Below are 16,675 nucleotides of genomic sequence, written 5' to 3'. Positions count from 1 at the left end.
AAGAATTTTAAAGGGAGATTTTGGAAAATGAAAATTTTAAAAACAAAAGGTGTTTGTGCAAAAGAGATTGGAATTAAATTAGAGGGAAATATTATTGAAAAAATTGAATTTTTTGGCGGATGCGATGGAAATACTGTTGCTATTGAAAAATTAGTTGAAGGTATGTCTATAGAAGAAGTTATAAAAAGATTAGAAGGAATTGATTGTTCAGAAAGAGGAACTTCTTGTCCTGATCAATTGGCGAAATTATTGAGAGAGTTAGTTTAAAATTTCAAAGGAAACTTTAATATTTAGTTGTATAAATAAAACATATTATATTAATTGAATTTAAAGGAGGTCCTTAAAATGAAAAAATTATTTGCAGGTTTAATTTTAGGATTATTATTAGTTGGATGTTCAAATATGACATCTAGAGAGAAAAGTGCCCTAGTAGGAGCTGGAGCTGGAGCTTTAGTAGGTTCTGCTTTAGGAGATTCTAAAGGTGCTTTAATAGGAGCTGGTGTAGGAGCTTTAGGTGGAGCAGCAGTGGATAACTACAATAAAACAGGTAATGTATTAGGTAATTAAAGGATTACTTTGTACATATTAGTTTAGTATTAAAATAAAAGAAAAGCTACTGTCAAATCAAAAAAGTTTGATAGTAGCTTTTATTGATTTGTATTAAAATAATATTTAGGAGAAAAATGAAAAAAATATTTGAATTATTAAAGAAAATAACAGTTTTACTTATAATAATAATTTTAAGTATCCAATTTGTGAGAGCGTATATATATAATAAAACAGCTCCTGATTTAAAGAGATGGCATGAAAAAAGCAAATATAATGAACCAGATTATAAAAATTTTACAACAATTGAGGAGTATTTAGCAACTGAAAAAGATTTTTTAGAGAAAACTTTTTCAGAAGTAGAAATAAAATCTGATGATAGTTTAACTAGATTTTCAAGAAATGGAATATTATCTCCAATAGATGAAAAAGGAGGGAATATTAATGCATCTTTCGAATTAATTCCTCAAAATATAAAAGGTGGGGTATTGTTACTGCACGGACTTACAGATTCACCATATATGATGAGAGATTTAGCTAAAATTTTTTATAATAAGGGATATTATGTTCTTGGAATGAGGTATAAGTATCATGGAACATTTCCAGGAGAACTAACGAAGATATCACAAAGTGATTTTGAAGAAACGGCAGTATTTGGTTCTAAAATGATAAAAGAAAAATTAAAAAATATAAATAATTCAGAGTTTTATATGGTAGGATTTTCAACAGGGGCAGCAGCAACTTTACAATATATAACTAGTAATATGAAAAAAGATAGCACTTTATTAAAACCTAAAAAAGTATTTTGGTTATCGCCAGCTATGGGAGTATCACCAGCAGCAAAATTTGGATTTTTAGATATGTGGGTAAGTATGATACCGTATTTTAAAAAATTTCAATGGTTAGATATAAATCCAGAATATGACCCGGCTAAATATAATTCTTTTCCTAAAAATCCAGGGATACAAGTATACTACTTAATAAAAAAAGCTAAGTTAAATTTTTCAAAATTAAGTATTGAAGAAAGAAAGAATCTACCACCTATATATAGTTATACATCTCTTGTAGATTCTACTGTTTTAGATAAAGATTTGTATGATATTTTTTTTAAAATGGAAAATCCATCTAATAAGTTAGTAATTTTTGATGTAAATAGAAAATTTGAAGAATTTTTTAAACCAAATTTAATTAGATTGAATCTAAAGAATGAAATAAAAGATTTAAATTTTAAATTTAATGTAGCTTTTATATCTAATTTTAACACCAAAACAGATGAAGGTATAGAAATTTTAAATTATAATCAAGGAAAATTTTTTGAAGAAAAAAATAGTAGTTTAAAGTGGAATCCATCAAATTTTTCATTATCACATGTTGCAATTCCGATATCATATAACAATAAAATTTACGGAAAAGATTCTATGTTGGGAAAATTAAATTTAAAAGGTGAAAATAATTCACTTTATCTTTCACCGAATTTATTATATAGACTTAGATATAACGAGTTTTTTCAGTATATAGAAGATGATATAAATATGGTATTAGAATAAACTTAAAAAATCCCCTTATATTAAAAGGGGACTTTTTTTAAAGTTGTTGTAAAAATGTAATTGCCATTTTAGCTGTAACAATAGTTGTAATTATGAGAAAAACAGGTCTTATAAATTTAGTTCCTCTAGTGACTGCAACTTTAGCACCTACATTGGCTCCAATTAACATAACGATTCCAACTGTAAGAGCATACATATAGGCTATTTTGCCATAGTAAATAAAAGTTATAACACTGGCAATATTACTAGCTAAATTTAAAAATTTAGAATTTCCACTAGCTCTAATAAAATCAAGTTTAAAAATTTCAATAAATGCGAATATTATAAAAGATCCAGTACCAGGACCAAAAAAACCATCATAAAAACCTAAAGCAAAAGCCATTAAAATTCCTAGTTTTAAATTTTTAGAATTAGTTCCATTATATCCATCATGACTTCCTAAATTTTTATTTTTTAAAGTGTATAAAAGAACAAAAACTAGTAGGAAAAAAGCAATAGGATAAAGGTATTTAGAGTCAATTAATATAACAGCTTTAACTCCTAAAATAGCTCCTATAAAAGAGAATGGAATTAAATATTTAATTAAATCCCAATTTATTTTTCCAGATCTAGCGAATTTGAATGCACTTCCACTACTTGAGAAAAAAGCCGCTAACTTATTTGTTCCAAGCGCCATATGTGGATCAAGACCTGCAGCTAAAAAAGCAGGTAAACTTATTAATCCTCCCCCACCAGCTATTGCATCAACAAAAGCTGCACAAAAACAAGCTGATGCTAAAAACATAAAGTTAATTAAAGAAATCTCTGAAAAAAAGGTTTCTAACATTAAAACGCCCCCTAGTTAATTATTTATTTTGAGTATATCATTAAAAGCTGATTTGCACAATATCTCTTTTTTGCATTTTGTAAGACGTTTTATTCGAAGTTCCTCTTTTGTAGCAGAGGATCTATTTTCTTGAAGGAAAATAGCTTCTATTTTTAATGGTTTATGAACTTTAGTGTATTTAGCACCTTTTCCAGATAGATGTTCTTTAAATCTTCTTTCAATATCTGTTGTAATTCCTGTGTATAAAGAGTTGTTTTCACATCTTAAAATATAGACGTACCATTTTTTATTTGAAATCATATCTTCTCCACTATAATAATTTTGTTATATTATAATGTATTAGTAAATTTTTGAAAAGCCTTTTTTCCAATGTCATCTCTTTTGAAAACACCAGCGTGCTCTAAAACTTTAGAGAACGTTTTTCCGATTTCTTCTTTTAATATATCAACTGTTATCTCTCCATGATTTTTAGAAACTATATTTTTAATCCAATTGTAATGTTTATTAAGAATTGAATTTTCTTTTAAAGATGATTCCCAGTTTGAATTTCTCAACTCTTTTTCTAAAAGAAACATTTCCTCTTGCAATCTACCAGGTAAAATAGCTAATCCCATAACTTCTATAAGACCAATATTTTCTTTTTTTATATTATGAACCTCACTATGAGGATGGAATATTCCCATAGGATGCTCCAATGAAGTTCTATTGTTTCTCAAAGCTAAGTCTATTTGAAATTCGTTGTTAACTTTTCTAGCAATAGGAGTTACGGTATTATGTGGATTATTTTTAGAGTAAGCTAAAATATCTACACTTTCATCGGTATAATTTTTCCATTTTTCAAAAATATATTCAGCTGCTTTTGATAACTCTTCTTTATTTTTAGATGAAATTCTAATCACTGACATAGGCCATTTGATAGTCCCACAATTTATGTTAGGGAAATTTTTCATAGAAAAATAATTTTCAATAGGAGCCTTCTCCATAGGAAAAGTATGTTTTCCAGCTTGATAATGATCGTGAGATAAAATAGAGCCTCCAACGATTGGAAGATCCGCATTAGAACCAATACAATAATGAGGAAATAATTCTATAAATTCTAAAAGTCTGTCAAAAGTATCTTTTCCCATTTTCATTGGTCTATGCTCTTCACAAAATACAATGGAGTGTTCGTTATAATAAACATAAGGAGAAAATTGAAAATACCAATTTTCAGATTTTAAGTTTAAAGGAATAACTCTATGAGTTTCTCTTGCAGGATGATTTAAACGTCCTCTATAACCAACATTTTCTAGACATAAAAGACAGCTAGGATATGAAGATTTAGGCATATTTTTTTCTCTTTCGATATCTTTAGGATCTTTTTCAGGTTTTGCCAAGTTTATTGTAATTTCTAAATCTCCATAAGAAGTTTTTGAAAACCAATGAAGATTTCTTTTAATTCGAGCTTCTCTAATATAATTAGTATTTTTAGAAAAATCATAGTAGTTAGCAGTGGCAATTTCTGGTGAAACTTTAAAATCATCATTAAATTGTCTTATAACTTCTTTTGGTCTTGGAGTTACACAGTTCATTATTTTTGTATCTAAAAGTTCCATTTCAGCAGGAGAATCATTTATTAAGTTATTGATAATTGCCCACTTACAGATATCTAAAAGAATAAGTTCAATATCTCTTTCACCTTTAACTTTTTCAATTTTCCAATCATCGATATTTAATACATCTAATATTAAGTTTCTAGAGTAAATTTCTTCAGACGAATCAATTAAATTTTTATTTAAGGCATAATTTAAAACTTCTTGAATTAAAGAAAAAATCATTAAAAATCACCTAACTTTCTAGCTCCATCTCCTGGATTTCCAATGTAAAATGCAGCTTCAAGACCTGTTTTTTCTTTGTATTTTTTTCCAACATTTTTTATAAAAGTTTCAATATATTCATTTTTAACTAATGAAACAGTGCATCCACCAAAACCAGCTCCAGTCATTCTAGAACCAATTGTTCCTTGCTCTTCCCAAGCAGCCTCAACAAGACTATCAAGTTCAAATCCAGTAACTTCGTAATCATCTTTTAAAGAGGTATGAGAACTATTCATAAGCTCCCCAAAAGTATTTATGTCTCCATTGTTTAAGCACTCCATAGCTTTTAATACTCTTTCATTTTCGCTAACAGCATGTTTAACACGAGGGATAGCTTCCTCTGATTTTATAAGGTGTTTGTTCTCTTCAAAAATTTTCATATTCATATCACAAAGAGAAGAGATTTTTAAACCACTATTTTTTAAGTCTTCTAATGCTGATTCACAAGAAGCTCTTCGCTCATTGTATTTTGATTCTCCAAGACCTCTTCTTTTATTTGTATTAGCAATAACGATAGAGGCGTCTTTTAAAATAAACGGAGCATAGCTATAATCAAGAGTGTTGCAATCTAAAAGAATAGCATTATCTTTTTTTCCCATTCCAATAGAGAATTGATCCATAATACCGCAATTTACTCCAATAAACTCATTTTCTGTTTTTTGACTTAGTTTAACCATTTCTACCATGTTAATATCTAATTTAAATAGATCTTTTAAAATAACTGAAGTTAAAACTTCAATTGATGCTGAAGATGAAAGACCAGCTCCATTTGGAATATTTCCAAAATATAAAACATCAAAACCACTATTTATATTAAAACCAGCATCTAAAAAAGTTTTAATAACGCCTTTAGGATAGTTAGCCCAATCATCTTTTTTATCATAAATTAAAGAATCTAATGAAAATTCAATGATACCTAAATTTTTAAAATTTTCAGAATACACTCTAAAAGTTTTATCATCTCTTTTAGAAACAACTGCATAAGTCCCAAAATCTAATGCACATGGAAAAACTTTTCCACCGTTGTAATCAATGTGTTCACCTATTAAATTTACTCTACCTGGAGCAAAGAAAACCTCTGCTGGAGTGTTATTTTCTTTTGTGAATTCTTTTTTAAAATTTTTTACTAAGTTTGTAATAAGTTCCATAAATTATTCTCCCCTTTATCTATATTTATTTATTTTGATTTGAGTATACTTTAAAAATAGATTAGTTAAAAGTAAAATTAAAGTTTTAAAACAAACTTAATTAAAAAAGTAAAAAAAGATGAAGTTAAATACATTGACTTAAAGTATAGTATAGAGGTATTATAAAATTATAGATAAATAGGGAGGAATATATGGAATTTACACAATCTCAATTGAGAATATTAGAGATGATAAAGAATAAAAATAAAATATCAAGAAAAAAAATAGCACAAGAGTTAAATTTAACTCCTGCAGCAATAACAAAATCTATAGAACCTCTTCTACAAAGTGGAATAGTTTTAGAAGTTGCTCAAAGAGAATCAACGGGTGGAAGAAGGGCAATTGATTTATCTCTAAATAAATATTGGATAGGAAAAATATTGGGGATATCATTAACTCCTACATCTTTAGTTGTATCAGTTGGAAATATAGCGGGAGAGATTTTTAAAAGTAAAAGCTATAAAATTGATGAAACGAAAGAATTAACTGAGTATTTAGAAGAAGTAATTGATAAAGAATTGAAAGATGAAAGTGGGATAAAGGTAATATCAATGGCTATCACCGGACTTATAAATTCGGAAAATGGAATTATCGTATTTTCACCTCACTATAAAAGAAAAAAAATAAAAATAAAAGAAAAAATAGAAAATAGATTTCAATTACCAACAGTAATTGAAAATGATGTTAGAGCTATGGCATTAACAGAAAAATACTTTGGAAATGCTCAAGAAAGTGAAAATTATGTTGTTTTAAATGTTTCAGAAGGAATAGGAAGTTCTATTTTTGTAAATGGAACTTTATTATCTGGGCATGGTTTTATATCTGGTGAGATAGGCCATGTAGTAATGGATAGAAGCAGTTTAAGAAAATGTTCGTGTGGTAAAAGAGGATGCTTAGAAGCTGAGGCTTCTAATAAGGCAATTATAAATAGATTAGTATCTATGATAAAGTTAAATAATTACAGTTCTTTAAAAGAGAAATTAATATCAAAAGGACAGATTGGAATTTTAGATGTTCTAGAAGGAGTAAAAGAAAGAGATTTTTTAAGTACTAAAATAAGTACAGAGGCAATGGTAATAATAGCTCATAGCATAGATATGATAATATCTTTGATAAATCCAGATAAAATAATATTAGTAGGAGAATTATTTAAAGAGAAATTACTTTTAAATACATTAAAACTAGAGTTGCAAAAAGTAACTTTAGAGGAACAAAAATACGACTTAATAGTTTCTGATATTTTAGATGAGATGCATACTTATAACCCGATATCAGTAGTAAGACATAATCTATTTAAGAAAAATATATGGAGGGATGAAATTTGAAATTAAGTACACGAAAATTTGGCGAAACTTTAAAAGGAGAAAAAGTATTTCTATATAATTTAAAAAATGAGTACGTAGATTTGGAAATAATTTCTTTGGGAGGCATTATAAAATCTTTAAAAACGCCCGATAACAAAAACAAATACAAAAATATAGTGTTGGGTTATGATAATTTAAAAGATTATGAAGAAAATGAGTACTTTTATGGATGTATAACTGGGAGAATTGCAGGAAGAACAAAAGATGGCCTTTTAAAAATAAATGATAAAGTATATCAACTTGAAAAAAATAATAGTGGAAATAATTTACATGGAGGACCAAATGGACTAAATAGTAAAGTTTGGTTAGGAGAAGCAAGAGTAGAGGGAGAAAAAGGAATTTTGATATTAACATATAAAAGTCCTCATTTAGAAAATGGATTTCCTGGAGAAGTGAACTTTAAGGTAATATATACTTTAGAAAAAAATAGATTAAATATAGAGTATTTTGGAGAATGTGACAGAGAAACATATATAAATTTAACAAATCATTCATATTTTAATTTAAGTGGAAATAGTAAAGAAGATATAAAAGAAAGTTTACTAAAAATTAATGCAAATAGCTATGGATGGGTAGATAAGAATACTATTCCTGTAAAATTAGAAGCCGAAAATAAGTTTGTTCAATTTGAAATATATGAAAAATTAAATAATATTTTGAAATCTAATCATGAGCAAATTAAAATTGTTGGTGGAGGAATTGATCATCCTTTCCAACTTTCAAAGAAATTTGAATATGATATTGAATTGAAAGATGAAAAAAGTGGAAGAAGTATAAAAGTTAAATCTAGTGAACCGATAGCAGTTATATATACAGGGAATTTTTTAGATAAAAAGCATAATGGTATATGTTTTGAAATGCAAGATTATCCAGATATTTTTAATTTTATGCCTAGAAAAGCTAAAATTTATGGTGAAAAACAAAGTTATAATACAAATACAACATTTGTTTTTAATGCTTAAATACAGATAAAATGTAAATAAAATGTGAAAAAAGATTATAAATTAAACAAAAGTGTTGAAAAAAATAAAAAGATGCTATATAATAACCTCAGATTTAGTAAAAAACAAGGAGGAAGAATTAATATGGCAGAAGTAGTACTAAAAAAAGTAGAAAAACAATACCCAAATGGATTTAAGGCAGTTCATGGAATTGACTTAAATATTAAAGATGGAGAATTTATGGTTTTTGTAGGGCCATCTGGTTGTGCAAAATCAACAACTTTAAGAATGGTTGCAGGATTAGAGGAAATTACTGGTGGAGAAATCTATATAGGGGATAAGCTAGTTAATGACTTACCTCCAAAAGACAGAGGAATTGCAATGGTTTTCCAAAACTATGCGCTTTATCCACATATGACAGTTTATGATAATATGGCATTTGGATTAAAAATGGCAAAAGTTCCTAAAAATGAGATAGATAAAAGAGTTAAAGAAGCTGCAGAAAAACTTGAGATCACAGATCTTTTAGATAGAAAACCAAAAGAGATGTCAGGAGGACAAAGACAAAGGGTTGCAGTTGGAAGAGCAATTGTAAGAAAACCAGAAGTTTTCTTATTTGATGAACCTTTATCAAACTTAGATGCTAAACTTAGAGTTTCTATGAGAGTAAGAATAACTCAACTTCACAAACAGTTAAAAGAAGAGGGACAAAATGCAACAATGATCTATGTAACTCATGATCAAGTTGAAGCAATGACAATGGGAGATAGAATTTGTGTATTAAATTATGGAAAAATTATGCAAGTTGATACACCATTAAATTTATATAATACACCTGCAAATAAGTTTGTAGCTGGATTTATAGGATCACCTGCAATGAATATAGTTAAAGCTTCATTAATTTTAGAAGACAATAAAACTTTTGTAAAATTAACAAATGGTGATAAATTAGAATTGCCAAAAGAGAAAGCTGATAAAGTAAAAGGACATGTAGGAAAAGATGTTTGGTTTGGAATCAGACCAGAAAATGTTGGAAATAAAAATACTGCGAAAGATGGAGACTCATCAATTGTAGGAAAAGTAAATATTGTAGAGCAAATGGGTAATGAAGAGTTTATTTATTTCTTTGTTGGAGATACACAATATACAGCTAGAATACCTGCAGAAAAATCTACTGGAGCTAATTTTAACCAACAAGAAAACTTCTATTTTGAAATGGATAAATGTCATTTGTTTGACATAGAAACAGAAAAAAATATAACAATTTAATATAAAAAAAGAGGCTAATAGCCTCTTTTTTATTTATTCTCTAATGTTATAGATAATGTATTTTCATTTAGTTTATATGCAGTAAAAGTTAAATAACTTTTTTCTTTGGAAAAAAGATTAGGAGTACCTTCAGGATAGTAATCTTCAAAATCATCTGAATCTTCAGCAATGTATGGAGAATTTAAAAAATCCTCAAAATCCTTTTCAGTAAAATATTGTTTATAAAGTTTTAAAGCCTCTATTTTATTCATTTCCACTTTTTATTCCTCCTTAAAATTATTTATTTTAATATTCAATATATTTTTACTGTAATGAAAGAAGGAATCCTACAAATAAATTCATAGATTTATTATATTTGACAAAATAAAAAAATTAAAGTATATAAAAATATTAAACTAACTCAAATATAGGAGGAAATTTATGAAAAAACTTATCAATAAAAAAGAGGATATTGTTAAAGAAATGATTGAAGGAATGGTAAAAGCTTTTCCAAAGAATATTGAAAGTATAAAAGATTTACCTATTATTGTGAGAAAAGAGAAAAAGTATGGAAAAGTTGCATTAGTAAGTGGAGGAGGAAGCGGTCATGAACCAGCTCATGCAGGTTTTGTAGGATATGGGATGCTAGATGCTGCTGTAGCAGGAGAAGTTTTTACATCTCCAAGTGCAGATAAAGTATATGAAGCCATAAAAGCTGTAGATTCGGGAGAGGGAGTTCTTCTTATAATTAAAAATTATAGTGGAGATGTAATGAATTTTGAAATGGCAGCAGAAATGGCAGAAATAGATGGAATAAAAGTAGGAAAAGTAATTGTAGATGATGATATAGCTGTAGAGAATAGTACATATACTGTTGGTCGAAGAGGAATAGCTGGAACAATATTTGTACATAAAATTTTAGGAGCAGCAGCAGAGCAAGGATATTCTTTAGAGAACCTAGAGAAACTTGGAAAAGAGGTTGTGAATAATATAAAAACTATGGGAATGTCTTTAAAATCGTGTACTGTATTTACAACTGGAAAAAATAGTTTTGATTTAGGTGATGATGAAGTTGAAATAGGCTTGGGAATTCATGGTGAACCAGGAACACATAGGGAAAAATTTTCAAACGCAAATACCCATGTAGAACATATTTTAGCAAAAGTTTTAGAAGAATCTAAAATAAATAAAGAAAAAGTTGCTGTTTTGATAAATGGTTTGGGAGAAACAACGTTAATAGAGTTATTCATTGTTAATAATAGAGTGGCAGATATTTTGAAGGAAAAAAATATAATTGTAGAAACAACGTTAGTAGGAAATTATATGACTTCACTTGATATGGGTGGATTCTCAATAACTATTTTAAAGTTAACAGATGAAATAGAAAAACTACTAAAAAGTAAATCAGATACAATTGCATTAAAAACATTTTAGGAGGACTATAGTATATGGATTTAATCATATTAGTGGACAAAATAGCTGATGTAATATATGAAAATAAAGATTATTTGAGTGAATTAGATAGAGTAATAGGAGATAGTGATCATGGAGTAAATCTTTCTAGAGGATTTCAAAAGATAAAAGAGGAAAAAGAAAGTTTGAAAAATTTAAGTTACTCAGATTTTTTTAATAAAATAGCAATGATTCTTATATCGAATGTAGGTGGAGCTTCTGGAGCAATATATGGAACAGGACTTATGAAAGTAGCTCAGAGTTTAAAGGGTACAAATAAATTGGATAGAGAAAATATTATAAAAGCAGCAGATGCGATGGTAGAAGGGATAAAAATGAGAGGAAAAGCTCAATGTGGAGAAAAGACTATGTTAGATACTATAGTTCCCGTGGTAGAAACTTTAAAAGAAAATAAAAATGAAGAACTAAATGAATTATTAAAAAAAATTCAAATAATAGCTAAAAATGGAGTGGATTCAACAAAAGATATGAAAGCAACTAAAGGAAGAGCTAGTTACTTAGGAGAAAGAAGTATAGGGCATTTAGATCCAGGAGCTATGTCTTCATATTTAATTATTGATACTATTTGTAAAAATTTAAAGTAGGTGATAATATGTTAGGATTTGTTATAGTATCTCATAGTAAAAGACTTGCTGATGAGGTAATTGAATTATGTAACGAAATGAAAAAATATAATTTTCCCGTAGTTAACGGAAGTGGAACAGAAGAGGATTATTTAGGCTCAAACCCTTTAATTATAGCTGAGGCTATAAAAAAAGCTTATGTAGAAGATGGAGTTGCCATCTTTGGTGATTTAGGTAGCTCTATACTAAATGCAGAGTTAGCGTTAGAGTTTTTAGATAGTGAAGAATATGATAAAGAAAAAATAAAAATAATGGATGCTCCTTTGGTAGAAGGAGTATTAATGGGAATGGCAATAAATGATAAAAAATTATTATTAAAAGATCTTGAAGAAGAATTAAAAGAATTGAAGTTATTAAGTAAAATATAAAAAATAAAATGTAACTTATGTTACAGAAAAAATATAAAAAATAGTATAAGATATATTCAAAGAAAGGAGAGATATAAATGGGAAATTATGGTGGAAACTTACAAAAGATAAGAAGTGGTAAAAGAAGATTTGGAATTACACCTCATATTCCAGGTGGATTTGTAACTCCTGATACTTTGATAAGAATAGCAGAAGTAACAAAAAAATATAAAGGTATTTTAAAAATAACTTCAGGACAAAGAATATTAATAACTAATTTAAAAGAAGAAGACTTGCCTAAAATATGGACTGAATTAAATATGGAACCAGCTGTTAAAATACAAAATTCAGTAAAAAATGTAGAAATATGTCCTGCAAATTTTTGTAAAAGGTCTAAATATCCAACAATAGGATTGGGAATGAAGATAAGTAATAGTTTTCATGGAATGGAACTTCCATGTAGAACAAAAATAGCTGTAGTTGGGTGTAGAAATGCTTGTACTAGTGCTTATTCAAAAGATATAGGAGTACTTGTAGATTTAGATGGGAAATTTTTTATAACAGTTGGAGGAAGTTCTGGATTTTATCCAAGAAGTGCTGATATTTTAATTGATGGAATTTCAGAGAGCGAGGCCTTTGACATTGTTAAAGTAATATTAATATATTACAAAGAAAGAGCTCAATTAGGTGAAAAACTAGGACATTTCATTGATCGAATAACAATTGAAAAATTTAAAGTAGATATCGTTAAAATATTAAAAAAAGAGGAGATATAAAAAATGATAACTAAAGACACACTAATAGCAGATATAATAAAAATAAATCCAAAAGCAGCAGAAATATTAATGAATTATGGAATGGGTTGTATAGGATGCCCTTCTGCTCAAATGGAAAATTTACAACAAGCTTGTGAAATACATGGTTTAAGTTTGGATGAAGTTTTAAATAAATTAAATGAAAAATAATTAAGGAGTAATTATGAGTTTATATTTAGGTAAAATACACTATTGGCTTTTTAATAAGATATTATGGTTTGAAAATTTAGAAGATAAAGTAGTAAAATTAGCTGTAGAGAATAAATTGAATGTTGTAAAAATAAAAATTGAGATTGAAAATAAATACGGAAAAAAATTAGAAAATAGAAATCTAGAAGAAATAATTGATTTAGAGAATATTCATGGTTGGTTGCAAAATAGGATTCATTCTTCAGAAGGAAGATTAGCAGCTTGGATAAAGGTTATTTTAGAGAACAATAAAGATTCTATAGAAAAATTAGAAAAAATCTTTGAGGAAGAAGGAAAATTAGCTGCAAAAGAAGCTAAAAAAGAGAAATATTTTGAAAGTGCGATAGATTTATACAATAGTATAAATGATTATATATTAGATGGAATGCCGTGTGATAGAGTTAATATTATTGAAGTATCTGAAAATGATAAAGTTGTTTGGATAAGAAGAATTTGTGTGCATAAAGATATTTGGGAAAAAGAGAATATAGATGTGAATGTTTTTTATAGTTTGAGAAATATATGGACTAAAAATTTTGTAAAAGAATTAAATGAAAAATTTGAGTATAGTGAGGAAGAGCAAAAATTTAAAATAATAATAAAAAAATAGAGTCAAAGTGACTCTTTTTTTATTTGTTTAATAAAAAAAAGTTATCTTAAATATAGATAACTTGAAATCTTAGTTTAAATTTTGGTGGCGGGAGCTGGACTCGAACCAACGACCTTCGGGTTATGAGCCCGACGAGCTGCCAACTGCTCTATCCCGCGATTTCTTATATATTAGTATAATATCATGGAATTGTAATTAAGTCAAGAACAAAAATATAAACTTATAAAACTGTATTAAGTGTAATTTTATAGAGAGTGTATTTTTTTGCTCTTGAAAAAATGTGTTCTTTGTGATTTAATTATAAACAAATGAAGTAAAATAAAAACAAAAGAGGTATAACCATGGAAAAAGTTAGAATGATTCAGGAATATGTACCAGGAAAGCAAGTAACGTTAGCACACTTAATAGCTCACCCAAATTTAGATATTTATAAAAAAATGGGATTAAATGTAGAAAATAAAAATGCTATTGGAATATTGACAATTACACCAGGAGAAGCGGCAATAATAGCAGCAGATATTGCAACTAAATCAGGAGCCATAGAGATTGGTTTTTTAGATAGATTTAGTGGAACTTTAGTAATAACAGGAGATGTTTCTAGTATAGAAAGTTCTTTAGAAGCAATTATGGAGTATTTAAAAGCATCCTTAAATTTTTCAATTACAAATATTTCGAGGTCTTAAAATATGAAAATAATGTTAATAGGAAAAACTGGAAGTGGAAAAACAACATTGACTCAAATTTTAAATAATCAAAAAGTTGAGTATAAAAAAACACAAATGGTAGATTATATTGGAAAAATAATTGATACACCAGGAGAGTACTTAGAAAATAAAGTATATTATAAAGCTCTAAATGTTGTTTCTATAGATGCAGATATTATAATATTAATTCAATCAGCAGCGGATGAGGAAAATCTATATCCACCAAATTTTGCAAGTATGTTTTTAGGAAAAAAAGTTTTAGGAGTTATAACTAAAATTGATTTAGAAGAAAATTATAAGGGTGCAGAAGATGTACTAGAAAATGCTGGAGTCGAAAAAATCTTTCATTTAGACTTGAAAAGTTTAAAGGGAGTGGAGTGCTTAAAAACTTTTTTGAGGTGAGTTAATGAGAAAAACAGTTGTTGTGGCAGAGGATGATTCGTTAATAAGAATGGACCTTGTGGAAATATTAAAGGAAAACGAATATGATGTTCTTGGAGAGGCTAAAGATGGATTAGAAGCTGTAGAATTAGCTCTAAGACATACGCCAGATATTTTACTTTTAGATTTAAAAATGCCATTTCTTTTAGGAACGAATGTAGCAAAGATTTTAAAAGAAAAGGAGTACAAAAATTGCATAATTATGCTAACAGCTTATAGCATGGAAAATTATATAAAAGAAGCTACAGAATATGATGTGTCAGGATATTTAATAAAGCCATTAGATGAAAAAATTCTACTATCTCAGATGGATTTATTATATAAAAATTATAGCGAAAAAATAAAACTAAAAAATGCCTTAGAAATAAGTGAGAGAAAATTAAGAGAAAGAAAAATATTAGAAAAAGCAAAGGGTATTTTAATGTATAAATACTCTTTAACTGAAGATGAAGCATATACTAAAATAAGAAAAATAAGCATGGAAAAGAGAATAACAATTTCTCAACTTTCTGAAATTATAAATACTACTGGAGAGCTTTTATGATAAAAACTTATTGTAAAATGTGTGCTACTCTAACAGCGCAGGATATAGATAAAATAGAAAAATTAGAAGAAACAGCTATAATTTTAAGTAATGTTTTGGGAGTAGATACCTTTATAGATTGCCCTACAAAAGATGGAGAAAAAGCTTTAGTTGTACATCATTCTAAACCGGAAGTAGGAAGTATTTATTCTAAAAATATAGCAGGTGAAGTGGCTCTTTATAAAAATGAACCGGCTGTTTTAAGAACTTTGCAAACAGGAATGCCATCTAAAAACTATAAAGCTATAACTCAAGAGGGAGAAACAGTTTTACAAAATGTAATTGCTATAAAAAATGAGAGTAATGAAATAATTGGTGTTTTAATATTAGAACATTCTGATAAAAAGAAAACTCTTTTAAAAATAGGGGATGTAGAAACTCCAGAGGAGTTAATGAGTAGTTTTTTAGAAACTAGATATACAATACCAGAACTTGTAAAAGATGGAGTAGTTATATTTAATAATAATGAAGTTGTAACCTATGCTAATGGAGTAGCTAAATCTATTTATGAAAAAATGGGATTTGGAAGAGATATAGTGGGAGAAACATTTGAAAATATAGTCATTAACAGCGTAGAATTTAATAATATATTGCAAAATAAAAAAATAGATGTAGTTGAAATAAGTATTTTAGATATGGTTTTATCAGTTAGTTATTTTGCAACGCTGGAAAACAAAAAAAGGCAAAATGTGATTATGATAGTTAGAGATATAACTCAAGAGAAAAGTAAAGAGCAAGAGATAATTTTAAAATCTGTAGCCATAAAAGAGATACATCACAGAGTGAAAAATAATTTGCAAACAATTGCAAGTTTATTAAGAATTCAGAGTAGAAGATCTGAAAATAAAGAGGTAAAAAAAATCTTAGATGAAACCATCAGCAGAATTTTAAGTATAGCTATAACACATGAGGTTTTGTCCGAAAAAGGATTCGATAATCTTAATATCAGAGAAATAGTTGACTTAATATACAAAAATTATTCAACAAAAACTATTGACAAAAAGGAAAAAATAGAGTTTACTATTATTGGAGATAACTTTAATATCTCATCTGAGAAAGCTACAGCGATTGCTTTAGTTATAAATGAAATTATCCAAAATATAGTAGATTACGCTTTTCCAGACGATGTAGCTGGAAAGGTAAAAATACTTATTCAGAAAGATCACTTCTTTTCAAGAATTACAATTTCTGACAATGGGGTCGGAATTCCTAAAGAAAAGATATCATCTTCTGGTTTAGGATTAATGATAGTTGAAAAAATAATAAAAGAGCAGTTAAAAGGTAGTTTTGAAATTAGTAGTGAAGTAGGAAAAGGTACAACAGTCAAGTTTGAAATAAAAAATGAATATTAAATATACAAGGTTGTATATTTTAA

General features: G+C 27.6%; 21 protein-coding genes and 1 tRNA gene. 16 read left to right on the top strand and 6 right to left on the bottom strand.

Annotated features, from left to right (window positions below):
- Positions 1-27: 27 nt before the first annotated feature.
- The 3 genes from NON08_RS10145 (at position 28) to NON08_RS10135 (ending at position 2,093) form a co-directional block, all read left to right on the top strand.
- Positions 28-267: a TIGR03905 family TSCPD domain-containing protein gene (locus tag NON08_RS10145; protein ID WP_256691452.1), complete on the top strand. Its 240-nt coding sequence runs from the start codon at positions 28-30 to the stop codon at positions 265-267.
- 78 nt (positions 268-345) lie between these two features.
- Entirely contained in the window at positions 346-567 is a 222-nt protein-coding gene (locus NON08_RS10140) for a YMGG-like glycine zipper-containing protein (protein WP_256691450.1), read from the top strand.
- A 116-nt stretch (positions 568-683) separates the two neighbouring features.
- Positions 684-2,093 (top strand): alpha/beta hydrolase, encoded by a 1,410-nt coding sequence (locus NON08_RS10135; protein WP_256691448.1) that lies wholly within the window; start codon positions 684-686, stop codon positions 2,091-2,093.
- Positions 2,094-2,130: 37 nt separating this feature from the next.
- Here the strand turns inward: NON08_RS10135 and NON08_RS10130 are convergent, their stop codons facing one another.
- The 4 genes from NON08_RS10130 to NON08_RS10115 are packed head-to-tail and all read right to left on the bottom strand — an operon-like array spanning position 2,131 to position 5,923.
- A complete protein-coding gene (locus NON08_RS10130; protein ID WP_256691447.1) occupies positions 2,131-2,919 on the bottom strand; it encodes a sulfite exporter TauE/SafE family protein in 789 nt (262 codons plus the stop codon).
- A 15-nt stretch (positions 2,920-2,934) separates the two neighbouring features.
- Positions 2,935-3,219 carry a GIY-YIG nuclease family protein gene (locus tag NON08_RS10125; protein ID WP_256691445.1) on the bottom strand — a complete coding sequence of 95 codons (285 nt, stop codon included), beginning with the start codon at positions 3,217-3,219 and terminating at the stop codon, positions 2,935-2,937.
- 29 nt (positions 3,220-3,248) lie between these two features.
- Positions 3,249-4,736 (bottom strand): UDP-glucose--hexose-1-phosphate uridylyltransferase, encoded by a 1,488-nt coding sequence (galT, locus tag NON08_RS10120; protein ID WP_256691444.1) that lies wholly within the window; start codon positions 4,734-4,736, stop codon positions 3,249-3,251.
- Positions 4,736-5,923, bottom strand: coding sequence for a galactokinase (locus NON08_RS10115; RefSeq protein WP_256691443.1), 1,188 nt, complete (start codon positions 5,921-5,923; stop codon positions 4,736-4,738). The genes galT and NON08_RS10115 overlap by 1 nt, the downstream gene beginning before the upstream one ends.
- Before the next feature lie 191 nt (positions 5,924-6,114).
- Between NON08_RS10115 and NON08_RS10110 the strand changes: the two genes are divergently transcribed.
- From NON08_RS10110 to NON08_RS10100, 3 genes are all read left to right on the top strand, one after another.
- The gene (locus tag NON08_RS10110) at positions 6,115-7,287 is read left to right on the top strand and encodes an ROK family transcriptional regulator (RefSeq protein WP_256691442.1); all 1,173 of its coding nucleotides are present in this window, start codon (positions 6,115-6,117) and stop codon (positions 7,285-7,287) included.
- Entirely contained in the window at positions 7,284-8,288 is a 1,005-nt protein-coding gene (locus tag NON08_RS10105; RefSeq protein ID WP_256691441.1) for an aldose epimerase family protein, read from the top strand. The genes NON08_RS10110 and NON08_RS10105 overlap by 4 nt, the downstream gene beginning before the upstream one ends.
- Before the next feature lie 123 nt (positions 8,289-8,411).
- Positions 8,412-9,536 carry an ABC transporter ATP-binding protein gene (locus tag NON08_RS10100; protein WP_256691440.1) on the top strand — a complete coding sequence of 375 codons (1,125 nt, stop codon included), beginning with the start codon at positions 8,412-8,414 and terminating at the stop codon, positions 9,534-9,536.
- 29 nt (positions 9,537-9,565) lie between these two features.
- On the opposite strand, the gene NON08_RS10095 is transcribed toward NON08_RS10100, so the two are convergent.
- The gene (locus NON08_RS10095) at positions 9,566-9,793 is read right to left on the bottom strand and encodes a hypothetical protein (RefSeq protein ID WP_256691439.1); all 228 of its coding nucleotides are present in this window, start codon (positions 9,791-9,793) and stop codon (positions 9,566-9,568) included.
- A gap of 163 nt (positions 9,794-9,956) precedes the next feature.
- On the opposite strand from NON08_RS10095, the gene dhaK reads away from it, so the two are divergent.
- The 6 genes from dhaK (at position 9,957) to NON08_RS10065 (ending at position 13,572) form a co-directional block, all read left to right on the top strand.
- Positions 9,957-10,949 (top strand): dihydroxyacetone kinase subunit DhaK, encoded by a 993-nt coding sequence (gene dhaK, locus NON08_RS10090; RefSeq protein ID WP_256691438.1) that lies wholly within the window; start codon positions 9,957-9,959, stop codon positions 10,947-10,949.
- A gap of 14 nt (positions 10,950-10,963) precedes the next feature.
- Positions 10,964-11,572 carry a dihydroxyacetone kinase subunit DhaL gene (gene dhaL / locus NON08_RS10085; protein WP_256691437.1) on the top strand — a complete coding sequence of 203 codons (609 nt, stop codon included), beginning with the start codon at positions 10,964-10,966 and terminating at the stop codon, positions 11,570-11,572.
- Positions 11,573-11,580: 8 nt separating this feature from the next.
- Entirely contained in the window at positions 11,581-11,979 is a 399-nt protein-coding gene (dhaM, locus tag NON08_RS10080; RefSeq protein ID WP_256691435.1) for a dihydroxyacetone kinase phosphoryl donor subunit DhaM, read from the top strand.
- 77 nt (positions 11,980-12,056) lie between these two features.
- The gene (locus NON08_RS10075) at positions 12,057-12,734 is read left to right on the top strand and encodes a hypothetical protein (RefSeq protein ID WP_256691434.1); all 678 of its coding nucleotides are present in this window, start codon (positions 12,057-12,059) and stop codon (positions 12,732-12,734) included.
- Positions 12,735-12,737: 3 nt separating this feature from the next.
- Positions 12,738-12,923 (top strand): DUF1858 domain-containing protein, encoded by a 186-nt coding sequence (locus NON08_RS10070; protein ID WP_256691433.1) that lies wholly within the window; start codon positions 12,738-12,740, stop codon positions 12,921-12,923.
- Positions 12,924-12,936: 13 nt separating this feature from the next.
- Entirely contained in the window at positions 12,937-13,572 is a 636-nt protein-coding gene (locus NON08_RS10065; protein ID WP_256691432.1) for a hypothetical protein, read from the top strand.
- An 82-nt stretch (positions 13,573-13,654) separates the two neighbouring features.
- Here NON08_RS10065 and NON08_RS10060 read toward each other — a convergent pair.
- Positions 13,655-13,730 (bottom strand) — tRNA-Met (locus NON08_RS10060).
- A gap of 183 nt (positions 13,731-13,913) precedes the next feature.
- On the opposite strand from NON08_RS10060, the gene eutS reads away from it, so the two are divergent.
- Genes eutS through NON08_RS10040 form a run of 4 tightly spaced genes read left to right on the top strand, consistent with a single transcriptional unit; the run spans position 13,914 to position 16,652 of the window.
- The gene (gene eutS / locus NON08_RS10055) at positions 13,914-14,255 is read left to right on the top strand and encodes an ethanolamine utilization microcompartment protein EutS (protein ID WP_256691431.1); all 342 of its coding nucleotides are present in this window, start codon (positions 13,914-13,916) and stop codon (positions 14,253-14,255) included.
- Between the two features lie 3 nt (positions 14,256-14,258).
- On the top strand, positions 14,259-14,678 hold the full coding sequence (locus NON08_RS10050; protein WP_256691430.1) for a EutP/PduV family microcompartment system protein: 420 nt from the start codon (positions 14,259-14,261) through the stop codon (positions 14,676-14,678).
- A 4-nt stretch (positions 14,679-14,682) separates the two neighbouring features.
- On the top strand, positions 14,683-15,261 hold the full coding sequence (locus NON08_RS10045; protein WP_256691429.1) for an ANTAR domain-containing response regulator: 579 nt from the start codon (positions 14,683-14,685) through the stop codon (positions 15,259-15,261).
- Positions 15,258-16,652 (top strand): sensor histidine kinase, encoded by a 1,395-nt coding sequence (locus NON08_RS10040; RefSeq protein ID WP_256691427.1) that lies wholly within the window; start codon positions 15,258-15,260, stop codon positions 16,650-16,652. Before NON08_RS10045 ends, NON08_RS10040 begins: the two co-directional genes overlap by 4 nt.
- Positions 16,653-16,675: the final 23 nt, after the last annotated feature.

Origin of the sequence: Cetobacterium sp. NK01, from assembly GCF_024506395.1 — a bacterium.
GTDB lineage: Bacteria > Fusobacteriota > Fusobacteriia > Fusobacteriales > Fusobacteriaceae > Cetobacterium_A > Cetobacterium_A somerae_A.
This window is presented reverse-complemented; position numbering and strand designations above follow the sequence as displayed.

What these genes read in the sequence shown, in the direction of transcription:
- NON08_RS10145 (WP_256691452.1), top strand. Translation starts at nt 28, where the DNA reads ATGAAAATTTTAAAAACAAAAGGTGTTTGTGCAAAAGAGATTGGAATT.
- NON08_RS10140 (WP_256691450.1), top strand. Translation starts at nt 346, where the DNA reads ATGAAAAAATTATTTGCAGGTTTAATTTTAGGATTATTATTAGTTGGA.
- NON08_RS10135 (WP_256691448.1), top strand. Translation starts at nt 684, where the DNA reads ATGAAAAAAATATTTGAATTATTAAAGAAAATAACAGTTTTACTTATA.
- NON08_RS10130 (WP_256691447.1), bottom strand. Translation starts at nt 2,919, where the DNA reads ATGTTAGAAACCTTTTTTTCAGAGATTTCTTTAATTAACTTTATGTTT.
- NON08_RS10125 (WP_256691445.1), bottom strand. Translation starts at nt 3,219, where the DNA reads ATGATTTCAAATAAAAAATGGTACGTCTATATTTTAAGATGTGAAAAC.
- galT (WP_256691444.1), bottom strand. Translation starts at nt 4,736, where the DNA reads ATGATTTTTTCTTTAATTCAAGAAGTTTTAAATTATGCCTTAAATAAA.
- NON08_RS10115 (WP_256691443.1), bottom strand. Translation starts at nt 5,923, where the DNA reads ATGGAACTTATTACAAACTTAGTAAAAAATTTTAAAAAAGAATTCACA.
- NON08_RS10110 (WP_256691442.1), top strand. Translation starts at nt 6,115, where the DNA reads ATGGAATTTACACAATCTCAATTGAGAATATTAGAGATGATAAAGAAT.
- NON08_RS10100 (WP_256691440.1), top strand. Translation starts at nt 8,412, where the DNA reads ATGGCAGAAGTAGTACTAAAAAAAGTAGAAAAACAATACCCAAATGGA.
- dhaK (WP_256691438.1), top strand. Translation starts at nt 9,957, where the DNA reads ATGAAAAAACTTATCAATAAAAAAGAGGATATTGTTAAAGAAATGATT.
- dhaL (WP_256691437.1), top strand. Translation starts at nt 10,964, where the DNA reads ATGGATTTAATCATATTAGTGGACAAAATAGCTGATGTAATATATGAA.
- dhaM (WP_256691435.1), top strand. Translation starts at nt 11,581, where the DNA reads ATGTTAGGATTTGTTATAGTATCTCATAGTAAAAGACTTGCTGATGAG.
- NON08_RS10075 (WP_256691434.1), top strand. Translation starts at nt 12,057, where the DNA reads ATGGGAAATTATGGTGGAAACTTACAAAAGATAAGAAGTGGTAAAAGA.
- NON08_RS10070 (WP_256691433.1), top strand. Translation starts at nt 12,738, where the DNA reads ATGATAACTAAAGACACACTAATAGCAGATATAATAAAAATAAATCCA.
- NON08_RS10065 (WP_256691432.1), top strand. Translation starts at nt 12,937, where the DNA reads ATGAGTTTATATTTAGGTAAAATACACTATTGGCTTTTTAATAAGATA.
- eutS (WP_256691431.1), top strand. Translation starts at nt 13,914, where the DNA reads ATGGAAAAAGTTAGAATGATTCAGGAATATGTACCAGGAAAGCAAGTA.
- NON08_RS10050 (WP_256691430.1), top strand. Translation starts at nt 14,259, where the DNA reads ATGAAAATAATGTTAATAGGAAAAACTGGAAGTGGAAAAACAACATTG.
- NON08_RS10045 (WP_256691429.1), top strand. Translation starts at nt 14,683, where the DNA reads ATGAGAAAAACAGTTGTTGTGGCAGAGGATGATTCGTTAATAAGAATG.
- NON08_RS10040 (WP_256691427.1), top strand. Translation starts at nt 15,258, where the DNA reads ATGATAAAAACTTATTGTAAAATGTGTGCTACTCTAACAGCGCAGGAT.